Origin of the sequence: Saccharopolyspora elongata, assembly GCF_004348985.1 — a bacterium.
In the GTDB taxonomy this organism is placed as follows: domain Bacteria; phylum Actinomycetota; class Actinomycetes; order Mycobacteriales; family Pseudonocardiaceae; genus Saccharopolyspora; species Saccharopolyspora elongata.
The window spans coordinates 19,680-34,434 of the sequence record NZ_SMKW01000070.1 but is presented as its reverse complement, the minus strand read 5'-3'; the positions used below and the strand labels follow the sequence as shown (position 1 = coordinate 34,434).

Here is a 14,755-nt window from a genome sequence, read left to right as displayed (position 1 = left end):
GACATGACACAGACTGCAGGCATTCTCGGCGCTGGCTATTCGGTCCCGAACGGGGTCCGACGCAACGACGACCCGGCATATGCTTCGCTGAATCAGAACCGCAATGCCCAGGGCGTGATCGAGGCGGCCGTCTTCCGCGGCCTCGATCGCCGCCGAGTGCTCGCCAAGGGCGAACGCATTGAAGACCATGTCGTCAAAGCCGCCGATCTCGCGCTGGGCAAAGCAGGGCTCGAGCCCGTCGACATCGACCGGTTGTACGGCTACATTACCGTGCCGGAATACCTCACCCCCAACAGCCTGTACCACGTGCACCACCTGCTCGGGCTTCCCTCTGAAGTCATGGTCGTACCGATTAACAGCGAGTACAGCAACTTCCTGCTCGGCGTCGTGCACGCAGCCGAGGCGGTAGAAGCCGGCCGGGCCCGCAACTCGCTGGTCGCCTGCGGCGCCAACTGGACCGGACACATGGACTACACCAAGGGCCACGCGGTCAGCATCGGCGACGCGGCCGGTGCGGCGGTGGTCGGTCCTTCCGATCGTTTCGTGGTCGTTGACCACTTGACGCAGACCGCAAGCAGCCAATATCACGGCCTGACTATGACCATGAGAACGTTGCACCTCAACGGCCTCACGCTGCTCCCCGCCGATCCGGTCACCGGGCTGCCGACCCCGACCTACGACATGACGCAGACCGGGATCGAGGATCTCGGCGGGCTGGTCAAGGACGCCGTTGCAGTAGTGGCACTGGACCTGCTCAAACGCAATGACGTGGACCCGAACCAGGTAACCCTGATGACCCACCAGGGTTCCCGGATCCTGATGGACCACTGGAATGAGCGCATCAAACCCCGGGAATACCTGGACACCCTCGCAGAGCACGGCAATATGACCGTGGCCACCTACCCGGTCAATCTTGCGTACTACCTCGACGAGATCACCACCGAGTACACGCTGATCGTGGCAGTCGCATGCGGTCTACATGTGACAGCGATGCTGCTGCGCAACTGAGCTACTGCCTCGTCCGGCAACGTGTATGGTGAGCGGGGCTCAGCAATGTGTCCCGCTCACCCAACGAACGCGAGTTTCCCCTGCGCCGGTCTGTTTCCCGGCCCTGCTTACCTCGGCTCCCCGCAGGCGTGCAGGCTGCCGCCCGTGCTGGGCAGGAGTGTCCCAAGCGGATACAGCCCCACGGCCTGCAGATCCAGCCCAGCCCGTTCGGCGACTGTCCGCGCCGTGGAAAGAATCCGGGACTCCGCCGGATCCTCCACGCATATCAGCAATCGCCCAGATCGTCCGTGCAGCTCTGGGCAACCGGCTCGCAGCACTTGCACCACATAGGCCAACCGGACCAGCTCGGAGTAACTGGTGACCCGCTCGGTCGGAGCGATGCGGCGCCAGACCGGATCGACGTCGGCTAGAAACCGCAGTGCCTGTTGGGGCGTGGTTCCTGGCAACCGGCCGCGGGCAATGTCCGCAATACCGGCCAGCCCCTCGACGACGACAGCGTGCAGGCCATCGGCGAGACAGCGCCGCACCACCAGCTCGTGAACCTGGGCGTTGCGCTGACGCACCAAATCCTGCCAGTAGTGCCACAATTCCGGTGCCAGCATCGGCGTACCCCGCTCGTCCAGCAAGGCGGCCAAGTAGTGCAGGTGGGGTATGTCCCAGTCCATTGTGGGAGGCACTCGTATCGCCGCCCACCGCGCCAACGCTCCCGCGAGTCCGGCCAGTGCCGCTGAGGTCGTGGTCTCATAGGCGGAGAGCTCCGCTTGGGCCCGCAGAGTGTGCAGAGTGCGCACCTCCTCGGGTTGCGGCGCCCGCGTCAATTCCACCGCTCCCGCCTTTCCCACCGCCCACAACGCTCCGGTCCCCCACAGACACAGTCCCGAGGACAGCACTACCTCGTCGACCGCGACCTGACGCGCACGCAAATGCGACAGCCCGGCCGCACGCACCCAGTGCCGGTCGTCCTCCTCGCCAAGAGCCACGAACCAGCTGCCGCCCGCTGGTGACCGCTCCTCTACCGCTGCTTCGCCCAGCGCCACGTCCTGCGTGTCAAGCAAGCTCAGCAGGTGCTCCAATCCGCGCCGCGCCCGCCTCAACGACTTGGATTCCGGTGCCCTGGAATGCAAGGTGAACCGATCGGTCAATCGCACCTTCCCCACCGCGGTCTCGCACCACGGCACCGGAACACCCATCGTCAGCGAAGAAGGATCGAGTCGCAGCATGCGAACCTTTCTGACGAGAAGGACTCGGGGAGAACGGAAGACGTCTGACATCACCACCGAGCCGGGATGCCATCGCGTGCCGTCCCTGAAAGAACGTGCGCTACCAACACAGGTCTTACGAAACATGCTTGGCCCGCTTGAAAAATTGGCACATGGCAAGCAAAAAGACAATTATATATGGATTTTCAGTCAATCCGAAACGACGAGCAGGGTGATTTCTGGGACGTGGTAAAAGCGGGATCTTCATCGCTTCTTCAGCAGCGTCGCGTCGAGCACTGTCCGCAAGGTCGCGGCCAGCACGGGTAGGTCGGCTCCGCCGATGATGGTGAAGTGGTTGCCGGGCACCTCGTGCACGCGCAGCCGCGCCATCTGCACCGACGCCCAGCCGTTGTGGGGAGAGCCCACCGGTATCGCGGATCGACGCACCTCCCCGAACACTGGCGGAAAGGGTTCGACTGCGCGCAGCAACGTCATCGACAGATCAGAGGCCGGAGGCCGGTAGGCGATATTGGCTTCCAGATTTGCTTGAAACACCGGCAATAGCCGATCGAGTAGTCGATCTGCCGCGGCTGCGCCCATGATCCGCAGCTCCTCGCAGGCCATCGCACGGCACTGGGCCAACGTCAGTGCGGGATCCACCTTCAGCGCATCCCCTTGGGCTCCGGACATCGCCCGCTGCACCGCCACCAGCTCCTCCAGAGCGGAACGTTCATCCCAAACCGGTGCGGTCTGCCCCTCGTGCGGAAGGTAACTGTCGATCGCCACCACCTCGGCAACCTCCGCCCCGTCACGCCGCAGCCGACAGCCGATCTCATACGCGACCAGACCACCGAACGAATAGCCACCCACGACGTAGGGCCCACGCGGCTGGACCGCATAGATGTCCTTGAGGTACCGGTCGGCGAGTTCCTCGACCTTGTCGAGAGCCGGCTCACCGCCGTCATACCCCGGGGACTGAAGCCCGTAGAACGGGAACCCAGGGCCCAGATCATCAGCGAGCGACTGCAACTGATGCGCTGTTCCGACCGCGCCGCCGACGCAGAAGAAGGGCCGGGGCGGGTTCAGTGCAACGGCCAGCATCGGTTTCCGCTCCATCTCTCGCGCGTCGGTGCGCTGATCGTCCATCAGCGTGACCAGTTGGCGCGCCAGCAGCTCGGCTTCAGACCGCACCTGCGATCGCTGTGCATCGCGCCGGTTCTCCCCGCGGCTGCTGTCGTCCACCGGAGCTGCAAAGTAGCTGTGCGCGAGTTGCCGGGCATAGCCCACATTGGTCTCGATCAGCTCAAAGCCCAGGAGACTCCCGACGTGATAGGTCCGGCTGTCTCCTTGCATGCGCTCAAGACGATCGAGAATTCCGTCAGCGAGATCTTCAGCGCCGAAGTGCGGCATGTACGGCCAGCGGCGGGTGATCAGCACTTCCGTGACTTGGCCGCCCATCGCAGCCACGTCGTCACGCAACTGCCGAACGATGTCTGCGGCCTCCAGGCCTTGCGCATCGTAGGAGTAGCAGGTGTAGACGTTGGTGTCGGAATACCGGTTGTGATAGGCGACGCAGTGGCCAGGTGGCGGCGCCTCGCCCTTGGAACGGACGAGATACATGCCGCCTCTGGGCAGTCCGGAGACCCGGCAAAGCACGGTGTAGTAGTCGATCGTGCGAATCCTCGCCGCGATGTCCCGTTCATCGGCAGTGGCCTCGAGCACGTCGACGACACGGTCGAGAGGAACGGACAGAACGAGCGAATCCGCCAGCACAGCACCGGAGTCGGTGTGCACGACGACGCCGCTGGATGTGCGTTCGATCGATGTGATGTGCGTACTGGTGCGCACATCGGTGAGACTGCCGGCGACGCGCTGCCACAGCTGTCCGAAACCACCGGAGATCGTGAAGGTTCCGGCATGCCCGGTGGATCGCGGGCCGACGGACACCAGGCCGGTCATCTCGGCATGCTTGACGAAATACAGTGCGGGAACATCGTCGTGCGGATAGCCGTATCCCGAGGCGGTGTAGCCGGATCCGAGCGAATCCGTCATGGCCAAGAGATCGTTGCCGACCACCCATTTCGATATCGGTTGAGCCAACGACCCAGCAGAGTGCGCCAGGCCGGCGGCCCCGATGTCTGAAAAGGTCTGTTCCCGCAATCGCGAGTACCGCGAGAACTCCGATCTCCGGAAGAACGCCGCACTCGGAGAGCGACGAATCCACCGGTCGGCGTCGTACTCGTAGACCGCTGTGGTTTCCACGGTGTCGACACCGAACTCGGCCGCCAGTTCGGCCAACTCCTCGTAGCGCGGTGTGCAGATGTGGGCGCCCAGATCGTAGGCACGTCCGTCGACGTCGACCGAAACGGACTTGCCACCGACGACCGGCTCGCGTTCCAACACCACGACGGTGTGCCCGAGGTGTTCCAGCTCGTGCGCGACGGTCAGACCACTCGGACCCGCGCCAACGACGCAGACCGTCGAGGTGGGGCGCACCCCTGACGCAGATGCTTGATCACAGGTGCCCCTCAATTTCCGGAGCAATGCGGTGGAGTCGGCATCGACGTCGTGTAGTCGCGGATCATCCGGTCCGGTGGAGATCCGCAGCCCCGGAAACAGCGGATCACTGCTCATCGGGTTGCTCCCCTGCTCGCTGGAAGTACTGCGCGCGGCACGCGGCGCGACGCACCTTGCCGCTGGTCGTCTTGAGCACCGGGCCCGGAGCATCTACGACCACCTCGTCGCACGCGATCCCTCCTTGAGCCGACCGGTGACGAACAATTCCCCGTTGTGGAGGAAACCGAAATCACCCGTCCGCAGATACTCGCGGGGGTCGCCGTCGGAGACGCGAGCGCGAAAAGTCTCACGGGTCTCGTCCGCCAAGCCCCAGTACCCGAGGGCCTTGGTGGGCGAGTCGACCCAGATCTCCCCCACCTGCCCTGGATCACATGGCTTGTGGGTGTCGGGATCGACGATGCGGACGCGGGCATCTTCCTTGGTGACCCAACCGCTGCCATAAAGACCGACGGCATCCCGCGCGGAACCGGCCTCCACCGGCCGCACGCAGCCCTTCTCCAGCTCCCGCTTGTCCACCCACAGCGGTCCACCGCTGCCCACGCTCAGGCTCAATGTGTGCTCGGCCATGGCGTAACCGGGGTGGAATACCGCGGGCTTCAGACCGCGCAGTATGAAAGCGTTCCAGAACCGCTCCATGGTCTGTGGCAGCACCATTTCGCCTGAGGAACCGAGAATTCGCACGGCGCTGAGGTCCCATTCGGCGCGCTGCTCCAAGGTCGTCTTGCGGACCATCAGGTCGTAGGCGAAGTCCGGCGCTGACGTGTGCGTGGCGCGTACCCGGGACATGACGTCGAACCACACCGAGGGCCGCTGCAGAAAGCTCAGGGGCGACATCACGTAGGTCCGCCCGGAGTGCCCCACGATGGTGTTCAGCAGGAAGCTGATCAATCCGAGGTCGTGGAAATGCGGTACCCAGGTGACCGCGACCGTGTCGTCGCCGAGCCCCAGGTCCGCGGCCAGGAACAGCAACTCGTGGTAGATGTTGCGATGGCTGACGATCACGCCTTTCGGGGAACCTGTCGAGCCGGACGTGTACTGCAGGAATGCCGGCTCATCGGGATCTGCGGGGGCGTACCAACGCCGCAGGTCGACCACGTCCACCTTGTCACCATCGCGTGAATCGGTGGCCAGCCAAGGAATCTCGGGGAGTTTGGGCGCCTCGGGCGGGAGCGGGCGCGCTCTTATCGCAGCCTCGATCGCCCCCTGGTAGGCATCGTGGGTCAGCACCACACGCGCACCGGAGCTGACGGCATTGGCCGCCAAGGCCCCGGTGTCGGTCGCGAGCCTGAGCGGATTCGGCGGGGCGACCGGAACTGGGATCACGCCGCAGGCAAGACATCCAAGGAACGCGCTGACGAAATCCAGGGAAGGAAGGTAGACCAGCAGTGCCCGGTCGCCACGCCGGACGTCGCGTTCTTCCAGCAGAGACATGACCCGGTGCGCGTCCTGGGCCAGACGATGCACTGTCATCGACTCGACATCGCGGCCCTCGTCGTCGACGAAGACGAAAAGCTCGCGGTGCATGTCGCGCTCGTGAAGATCGGCGAACGCCGACAGGATCGTGCCTGCACCGGGGCTCGCGACCGGGCACGGATCCGGCTCAACGTCCGATTGCACAACGAGCCTCCCTGTCTGCGATCGCGGCACGCGAACCACTTGATCTGTGCAGCCAACAGACCAGACAGCACCGCGCGGACGGCCTTGCACCGGACCGGCCGAATCCGACCCGGACGCCGAAAACGTAGGAACCTCGGTGCGGTGGACGAAAGGGCGCCATCCTCGAAGTTGCCTGATCGACCCACGTTTCCTGCCCATCCATCCGCCCAACGGCGTGAGGCAAGATGTGCGCAAGCGAGTGCTACTTGTATTCGCCATAGCACACGGAGCCGGCAGCAACCAAGGTGCTCACGGACCGTGCAGCGCGCCCTCGAGAATGTCTGACAGCGGATTCGCAAGGGAATATGGTCATGCCCGCACGGGCAGATCTGTTCGCACCCTGTTGCAGAGCCGAGTCTCTCCGGGATAATGCGTTGGTGACCCACACCGTGGTGGGGTTGTAACGACCTTGTCGCCTGCTCAGATCTGCATGAGCACGCCGGAATCAACGACCCATTCCGCGCCTGTAACTTGGCTTGCCAATGGGGAGACAAGGTAGGCAATCACGCGAGCGACGTCCTCGGGTTCACTGACTCGTTTCGTCAGTTGCGGGCGAACTGAAGTGGCCATGTAGTCGACGATGTCAGCAAATTCGATCCCGCGAAACTTCGCCACTTTCTCCCCGAAACCGCCGGGGCGGTCATAGATTGCCGTCCTGGTCAGTCCAGGAGTGACCACGTTTGATCTGACTCCATTGCCGGTGAACTCGGCAGCCAAGGTTTTTGACAGGGACAACAGCGCCAGCTTGGCCGCCGCGTAGTCGGGATTCAGCATTGTGCCTAAATGGGCAGAAGAGCTGGAGATATTGACGATCGCACTGTCGCCAGATTCGAGGAGTGCCGGCAGTGCGGCTTTGCTCATGCGCCGCGCGGCATGGAAGTTCAAGTCGAACATGTCGAGCCATTGTTCCTCGGTGATGTCGAGGAAGCCACTTCGGAGATCCAACCCACCCGCGTTGTTGACCAATCCATCGAGGCGGCCGTGGCGTTCCAGCACTGTCTCGACGATGCGATCACCTGCTTGCGGGTCGGTCACATCGGCGATGACGTGATCGATCTGTCGATCTGGGTCGCTAGGCCCCAGATTGCGGCTCACGCCAACTACGGTGGCTCCTTCCGCTGCGAGTAGCTCGGCAGTTGCCCGTCCGATGCCGACAGATGCCCCGGTGACGAGTATCACTCGATCCTTCAGTTCAAGGTCCATTTGCCTGCTCTCAAGATGTGCCGAGATAAGAACGTTGTGGATGGTTCCGCGAGAACTGATTCGGCACCGACCTGATACTCACGCGGCCGCAGTGCCTCCGTGATCAGATATCAGCTGGGTCGACATGCTGGTCTCCCTCACGCAGGGAATCGCGGGTTGGGCAGATCTGTCGCTGGAGGTCGCTGCCCCCAGGCTGCGACGCTCGCGATGCACAGGTCATCGAACGAGGAGCTCTCGACCTGGTCGGCAAACTCCGCGAGCTCGGCTGTGGTGATCCCGAAGTATGTATTCAGGTCGGCCGCGATGTGCTCGGCAGTCAGCCGCCACGCACGGCCCATCGGGGTGGCCCCAACCCCGTGGCTCGAGGCATGGACACCAGTGTTGACCAGCCCGTTCGCGCGCAACTGGGCCGGGAACGCTCTCGACCATTCGTAGTCGCTTCCCATTCGCTTGGTGGCGATCGACAGCACCGCCTGACTGACCTTGCGGTACAACGCATTCGGCGATGAGTCGAACGGGAACGGTCCGGTGTCCTCCAGGAGGAGCCAGCCACCTGGGGCCAGCGAGCGGACCACCTTGGCGAGCACGGCGTCACGGTCGGCGATGTGCTCGAACACAAACCTGGAACAAATCAGATTGAAGGCGCCCTCGGGGAAATCATCGACAGTCACATCATGCGCCATAATCTCCAAATTTGGGGGACGCCCTTCGTCTGAAATCAGGCTGGTGTCGAGATCGGTGGCAACGACACGGCCGCGAGGACATTGGGTTGCCAGCCAGTTGGCTATCGTACCGACGCCGGCTCCGATCTCCAAACAGTTCCAGTCGGGCTGGATACCGATCCTCTCGAGCCGGTGGATGGTGTCAGAGTCAAACGCCGCCGCCAACGCAGTCAACCGTTCCGCCTCCGCGGCATGGCCGTGCGTGAAGAGAACCTGCCCGTAAGGAATCGCACTCGAGACCACACTAGAACCTTTCTACGATTCAACCAACTAAAGAGAAATCGAACTTTTTCAGACTTCCGAATACTCGGCCGGCCCCAACCTTTTCCGATAATTAGCCAGTTGCGGAGACTCGTCGAGAAACGCAGTCGGTAGCTTAAATTTTCCGGTCCTCAGCAGTACATCAAAACTCGGCGAACGAGGGGAAAAAGTGCAGGCTGGTTTGCCCGTTTGACTCGAGCCGTGTCCGTGTTCGGGTTGGGTGCGTGACCAGAAGTCCGCGTCATGGCACCGTTGGTACTTGAGCTCCGAGCGATCAGCAGCTTCTCGCTGTTGCGCACCCGCTCGGCACGGGCCGTCCATGACGCGTGGATGATCAACTTACTGGATTCCGTCCGGATACCTGGCAACCGGCCGATCGCACAGCTGGGATGCGCGGCGATCAACCGCGCGCACGATTTCTGTTCCGCCCAAGCGACCACGAACGCACTGGCGCGCACCGCGTAGGCCACGGCATGCTGCCGGTTGCGCAACTTCAGCCAGCCGGCCATCCAGTAGATGACGTTCTTCACGGTTCGCTCTGGGTAGCAGAGCACGGCGGCAATGTCGGCAGGGCCATCGCAGGGCAGTACCCGTGCGCCCGCGGAACTCGGCCCGGCACTGGGGACGAGTGCAATCTTGGTGAGTCGTGCGGGCAACGCTCAACTCAAGTCGTGGCCAGTGCTAGGCCGGGGCCGGTAGCTTTGTGCTGCGGGCACAGGGATCGACCACTTCGGGAACGAGATGCTCCGCCACCCTCTCCGGTCCAGGCGGCGCGTCGCCCGGCCGTTCGCTGTCGACGCACAAATTCGTAATCGCGCGCCACGGAGTATTTGCCCCTGACGCACGCAAGGGAGAACGACATGTCTGTCATGGACCCGGGCGTCATCGCCCCCGAATCCCCGCAGAGCTTCAGCAGCGCCCTCGACCAGGTGCTCTTCCACATGGGCTCGGCCCTGAACGACGAGCAGGCGAACAAGGTGGCCGGCTACCTGGAAGGCGGAAAGGCGTTGCCCGCGGCGGAAGCGCTGGCGTCCATCGCTGCGGCCAAGCGGCGAATGGTTTCGCGTGAAGACCGCAACATCCTTCGGACAGTCATCGAAACCTACAACGGCGATCTCACCCACATCAGCAGCCTGGAGTCGCAAGCTGTCACCGATGCCCCGACGGTCACGATCAAAGCCCCCCGTTTTCTCGGTCTGGCTTGATCCGGCCAACCGTGCACGATGCACGGTGCCACCAAGCACAAATGAATCTCCGTGCGAGGGGGCAGGAATTGCTGTCCCCCTCGACAAGTGCGCGAATCACTCTGCGGTACGCACCACGAATGCGCCGTGCGGCGTCGGTCCTTGCCGACACCGCACGGCGCGAGTGTGAATACCGGTCGGTTACAGGTCGTTTGGGAGCAGCCGGTTCAACGCCTCGTCGACACTCATCCACCGGTGTTCGTCGCCGGGTTCGACGATGTCATAGGTGTCGTTCAAGAATTGTGCCAGCTTCTCAGCCGGCGTTTCGAAGGTGGCCTGTCCCGATGGCGAGCGCAACGTGATCAAGAGGAGTTCGGGCTTGTCCGGACAAGGGCCGATGCGCATGTCACCTTCCCCGCTGTCGGCGACCAGCCCGTCGGCGAGTAGGTCACGGGCAACCTCCCAGCGAACCTGGTGGCTCTGTCCCGCGTTGAAGATCACGGCCACCGCGTACGGGTCGCGGGTTTCGTACCGCAGTTCCACCCGAACCGGTGCGCTCACCCCTGGCAGGGCGGCCAGGCTGAAGACCGTGGCGAAGCGGATGATCGTCCGGTGGTTCTTGGCCATCATGCTGCACTCCTTCAAGCTTGACTCCCACTCGAAATGCAGCATGGCCAACCTGGATTCACTTCTTCTTCACGACATCTTCAGACTCCGGCGGGCACCTGGACTGCTCCGTTCGGCAGGCGCTCAACCAGGCCAACGGGAGGCCTGAGCCCAGCCGTTGCCCCGAAGAAGATCCGTTTTGACCGATTGATTGATCGAGACGATCCAGTACCGGAAACCGGAGCCCGTTCGTAACCCCTGATGCGTGTACAAACAGGCAATCCTTCGGGCAATGAGCCGCCTCGGGCACAATTCGGTACACGAAGGTGCACCATTGCGGAGAGAGGCGCTATCTTTTGCGACTGTGGAAATAGGGGTGGCGATGCCCGCGAGCGCGAACGGACCGCTTCAGGTCGCGTTGCTTGGACCGTTGCGTGTTTGGCTCGGACAGGACGAGATCTCGCTTGGTCCGCCACGCCAACGAGCCGTGTTCGCGGTGCTGGCGCTGCAGGCCAACCACGTCGTGCCCCGGCACGAAATCATCAACGCCCTTTGGGGGGATCGCCCGCCGGCCAGCGCCGAAGGCAGCGTCTACACCTATATTTCGGGACTGCGCCGCAGCCTGGAACCGCAGCGCTCCCGCCGGTCCAACGACGGCGTCCTGATCTCGCATTCCGCCGGTTACACGCTTCGGCTGCCGGCGGAGAACCTGGACGTCAAGGTGTTCGACCGGTTGCGCGAGCAGGGGCGACAGCAGCTCGCCTCCGGTGACCACGAGGGCGCGGTCGAGTCCCTGGACGCCGCATTGGGCTTGTGGCAAGGGGAGGCTCTCGCCGGTATTCCGGGACCGTTCGCCCAGCTGCAGCGCGAACGACTCGCGGAGTTGCGCATCATGACCATCGAACACCGCTCGACAGCGATGCTCGCGCACGGCAGCCACGTCGAGTTGGCGGCCGAACTTGCCGGTCTGGTCCGCGAATTCCCGTTGCGTGAGTCCCTGCGCGCGCTGCTGATGACCGCCTTGTACCGCAGTGGCAGACCCGCGGAGGCGTTAGAGGTCTTCCGCGAGACCCGCCGGGCGTTGGTCGAAGAGCTCGGCATCGAACCCGGGCCTGAGCTGAGTCGAGTGCATGAACAGATCCTGGCCAACGATCCTGACTTGGACCCGACACCGGTGCGGAAATCGCTGGTTCGCCACGCCACGCCGCTCTCGATCGTTCCCGCCTACGTCAACCGGGCACTGCAGCAAAGCGACAAGAGGCGTTACGTCGGACGCCTGGCTGAAAGCACGCGCCTGCAGGAACTGGTCGCGGAAGTGCTGGCCGGCCGCGGCCGTTCGGTGTGGATCGAGGGCGAACCCGGTATCGGCAAGTCGGAGCTGCTCACGGTCGCCCTCGCCGATGCCGGCCGTCTCGGCTGCCAACTCGCCTGGGCGGTCGCCGACGAACTGAGTCAGCGGTTCCCGCTGCAGGTCATGGCGGAATGCCTTGGCATCGATACGAAAGCACCCGACCCGCGACGGGCGAAGCTGGCCGCCACCCTGCACGGTGAGCGCTCCACGGAGCCGGTGGATCAGCTGCTGGAACTCGTCGACGAGCTGTGTGCCATCTCGCCGCTGATCCTGGTCATCGACGACCTGCAGTGGGCGGACGAAGCCAGCGTGCTGGTGTGGCACCGGCTTTGCGCGGCAACGCGCCAGTTGCCGTTGCTGCTCGTGGCCGCAACACGCCCGGCACCCGACAGGGTCGAGCTGCGGCAGCTGCGCCGCGCCGTCGAGTCGCGCGACGGTGAAGTTTTCCTCCTCGAACCGCTGACCGAGCTGGAGACCATCCAGCTGCTTCGCGAGATCGTCGGGGCCAAACCAGGGCCAGTGCTGCGGGAAATTGCAGGGCGCGCGGCGGGCAACCCGCTGTATGTGCAGGAAATCACCGGCACACTGCTCCGCTCTGAGACAGTATCGATCACCAATGGCACCGCAGACGTTCCCGCCTCGTCGATCTCGCAGGCCCCTCGGTCTTTGGTCGCCGCGATCGGCAAACGACTGGAGTTCCTCTCCTCGCCAACCCGGGAAGTGCTTCGCTGGGGCGCGCTGCTCGGCTTGGAGTTCTCCTGCACCGAAGTCGCCGCCGCCATGGGTAGACAAGCGTTCGAGCTGCTGGACGCCTTCGAAGAGGCCGTCTCCGCCGACGTTCTGGTCGATGCCGAAGTCCAGATGGCATTCCGCCACCCGTTGCTGCGCCAGGCGCTCTACGACGGAATCCCGAAGGCCGCCCGGGGCGCACTGCACCGGCAGGCGGCGGAAAAACTGGCCCAGGTCGGCGCACGGGTGGAGCAGGTCGCCGAGCATCTTCTCGCAGCGTCGACCGCCAACGACCGCTGGGTACTGGAATGGCTGGCGGAGCATCACGTCGCGGTGTCCAACCGTGCCCCGCTGATCGCCATCGACCTTTTCGCACGCGCGCTGGAAACCTGCCCGGTCGGTGACCCCAACCGGGAAGTGCTGCTCGCCGCGCTCGTGAAGGTACTGTTCCGGGCGGGACGCGACACGGAGAACAAAGCACGCCAGGCCCTCGCGATCGCCACCGACCCGTACCGGTCGGCGGAGATGCGACAGCTGCTGGTCGCGACGCTGTACCGCAAGGGCGAGTTGGCCGCTGCTCTCGACACGCTGGGCAACGCGGCCGACGATCCAGCAGTACCGGAGATCTGGCGCAGTAGACACAGGTCGCTGGCAGCGAACTTCCAGCGCGGCGACCTCAGCGATCTCGATGCCACTCAGAAAAGCGCCGACAAGGCCTACGCGCAGGCAGTGACCACCGGCGAGCCCTACCCCATCGCGCACGCATTGCAGACCATGTGGTTGGTCGAGACGGTGCAGCGGGATCACGTACGCGCGCTCGAACACGTCGACAAGGCGCTCGAAGTGGTCGGGGTTGATCCCGAATTCTCCGAGTTCCGCTTCGACCTGCTCGACAACCGCACGTTCACGCTGCAGAACCTGGATCGCCTCGACGAGGCGGAAACGACGATGCTCGAGGCCCGCCAGATCGCGGCCCAGCACCTTCCGTCCAGTGGCCTCCAAGTTGCCGAGGCGGTCCACTACTTCTGGGTAGGCCGCTGGGACGACGCCATGCTCCAGTTGCAGACCTTGACCGAGGACGGCCCCGCGATCTCCTTCTACGGATTGCGCGAGCCCGGCCCAGCGGCGCTGCTTTCGCACGGCGTCAGCGCGTTGATCGCCGGGCATCGGGAAGACGGCAAGACAGCCGCCCGCCATCTGGACGCGGCCGAGGAGTACGCGCCATCCAGCGGCGCGGAGCGCGAGAATGTTGACTTCTTGCTGATCGCCCGGGCGTTGGCGGCCGAACAACGCGGCGAGCCGGAGAAGTCACTGTCGATTATGGACCCGATCCTGAATCCCGGATTCGCCCCGCTGATGCTGCGCCACCAGTGGTTGCCGATCATGGTCCGGTTGGCGGTCGAACTCGGCGATCTCGATCTGGCAAACCAGGCGTTGGCCGTGTGCCGGGACGAAGCCGCCAAGGAAACCCGGCCGGCCCGGGCATTCGCGGCAGCGGCCCGATGCGAGGGACTCATCGCTGGTGACCCCGAACCGGTCATGGCGGCGGGGCGGCACTACCGGGAAGTGGGGCGCGTGGTCGAACTGGCCGCGGCTTTGGAGGATGCTGCTTTGCTGCTGGCGCAACGGAATCTGCTCAAGGACGCGCAGTGCGCGCTCGACGAGGCGATCCAGCACTTCGCCGGGCTGTCCGCCCGTTGGGACATCCGCCGCGCCGAGTCACGACTCCGCGGGTTCGGGATCCGCCCGAGTCCGGACATCTCGGTCTTCCATCCCGCCGAAGGCTGGGAGGCGCTGTCCCGCGATGAGGTCCGGATCGCGATTCTCGTGGCCGAAGGCCGTTCCAACCCGGACATCGCGGCCGAACTGGGCCTGCCGAGACGCGTGGTGCAAAGTCACGTTGCCCGCATCCTGGGGAAGCTCAACGCGCATTCCCGGGTCGCCATCGTCGACGAGGTCCGCAGGCGCGGACCGGAGAGTCTGCAGGCCGATCACGCGTAGTCGCTCGGGTCGACATCCAGCAGCAGATCGCGGACAGCGGACCGCAACCGTTCGCTCTGCAAGGGAGTGAGGACCGCAGCGGTGCCGTCCGGTGTGGTCAGCACCAGCCGGCGGCCGGTGAATGCGAGTGTGAGTTCGCGGTCACGGCCTTGCTCGTCACTGCAGGGCAGCACACGGCGAGTCGTTCTCGCCGCAAGGGTGTCCCTAATGGACCTCGAGTTCTTCTGCGCCATGGCGTTGCGGCGCTTGCGGTTTTCG

The 14,755-nt window shown here is 64.2% G+C and carries 10 protein-coding genes and 1 pseudogene; 3 read left to right on the top strand and 8 right to left on the bottom strand.

Annotated elements, in window-relative coordinates:
* The first annotated feature begins 3 nt into the window (after positions 1–3).
* A complete protein-coding gene (locus E1288_RS35545) occupies positions 4–1,008 on the top strand; it encodes a beta-ketoacyl-[acyl-carrier-protein] synthase family protein (RefSeq protein WP_132493071.1) in 1,005 nt (334 codons plus the stop codon).
* Between the two features lie 107 nt (positions 1,009–1,115).
* Here E1288_RS35545 and E1288_RS35540 read toward each other — a convergent pair whose 3' ends face one another.
* The 6 genes and pseudogenes from E1288_RS35540 to E1288_RS35515 all read right to left on the bottom strand — a co-directional run.
* Positions 1,116–2,228, bottom strand: coding sequence for a hypothetical protein (locus tag E1288_RS35540; RefSeq protein WP_132493070.1), 1,113 nt, complete (start codon positions 2,226–2,228; stop codon positions 1,116–1,118).
* A 243-nt stretch (positions 2,229–2,471) separates the two neighbouring features.
* The gene (locus tag E1288_RS35535; protein ID WP_235884045.1) at positions 2,472–4,841 is read right to left on the bottom strand and encodes a thioesterase domain-containing protein; all 2,370 of its coding nucleotides are present in this window, start codon (positions 4,839–4,841) and stop codon (positions 2,472–2,474) included.
* A 93-nt stretch (positions 4,842–4,934) separates the two neighbouring features.
* Entirely contained in the window at positions 4,935–6,431 is a 1,497-nt protein-coding gene (locus E1288_RS35530; RefSeq protein WP_165968433.1) for an AMP-binding protein, read from the bottom strand.
* 429 nt (positions 6,432–6,860) lie between these two features.
* A complete protein-coding gene (locus E1288_RS35525; protein WP_132493067.1) occupies positions 6,861–7,643 on the bottom strand; it encodes an SDR family NAD(P)-dependent oxidoreductase in 783 nt (260 codons plus the stop codon).
* A 137-nt stretch (positions 7,644–7,780) separates the two neighbouring features.
* A complete protein-coding gene (locus tag E1288_RS35520; protein WP_132493066.1) occupies positions 7,781–8,608 on the bottom strand; it encodes a class I SAM-dependent methyltransferase in 828 nt (275 codons plus the stop codon).
* A gap of 467 nt (positions 8,609–9,075) precedes the next feature.
* Positions 9,076–9,195, bottom strand: a pseudogene (locus E1288_RS35515) (helix-turn-helix transcriptional regulator); the annotation flags it as partial.
* Positions 9,196–9,486: 291 nt separating this feature from the next.
* Here E1288_RS35515 and E1288_RS35510 point away from each other — a divergent pair.
* Entirely contained in the window at positions 9,487–9,831 is a 345-nt protein-coding gene (locus E1288_RS35510) for a hypothetical protein (RefSeq protein WP_132493065.1), read from the top strand.
* Between the two features lie 180 nt (positions 9,832–10,011).
* Here the strand turns inward: E1288_RS35510 and E1288_RS35505 are convergent, their stop codons facing one another.
* On the bottom strand, positions 10,012–10,440 hold the full coding sequence (locus E1288_RS35505) for an SsgA family sporulation/cell division regulator (protein ID WP_093277331.1): 429 nt from the start codon (positions 10,438–10,440) through the stop codon (positions 10,012–10,014).
* Between the two features lie 358 nt (positions 10,441–10,798).
* Here E1288_RS35505 and E1288_RS35500 point away from each other — a divergent pair, with 358 nt between their 5' ends.
* A complete protein-coding gene (locus E1288_RS35500; protein WP_132493086.1) occupies positions 10,799–14,497 on the top strand; it encodes a BTAD domain-containing putative transcriptional regulator in 3,699 nt (1,232 codons plus the stop codon).
* Here the strand turns inward: E1288_RS35500 and E1288_RS35495 are convergent.
* The gene (locus E1288_RS35495) at positions 14,488–14,670 is read right to left on the bottom strand and encodes a hypothetical protein (RefSeq protein WP_132493064.1); all 183 of its coding nucleotides are present in this window, start codon (positions 14,668–14,670) and stop codon (positions 14,488–14,490) included. The genes E1288_RS35500 and E1288_RS35495 overlap by 10 nt on opposite strands.
* Between the last annotated feature and the right edge of the window lie 85 nt (positions 14,671–14,755).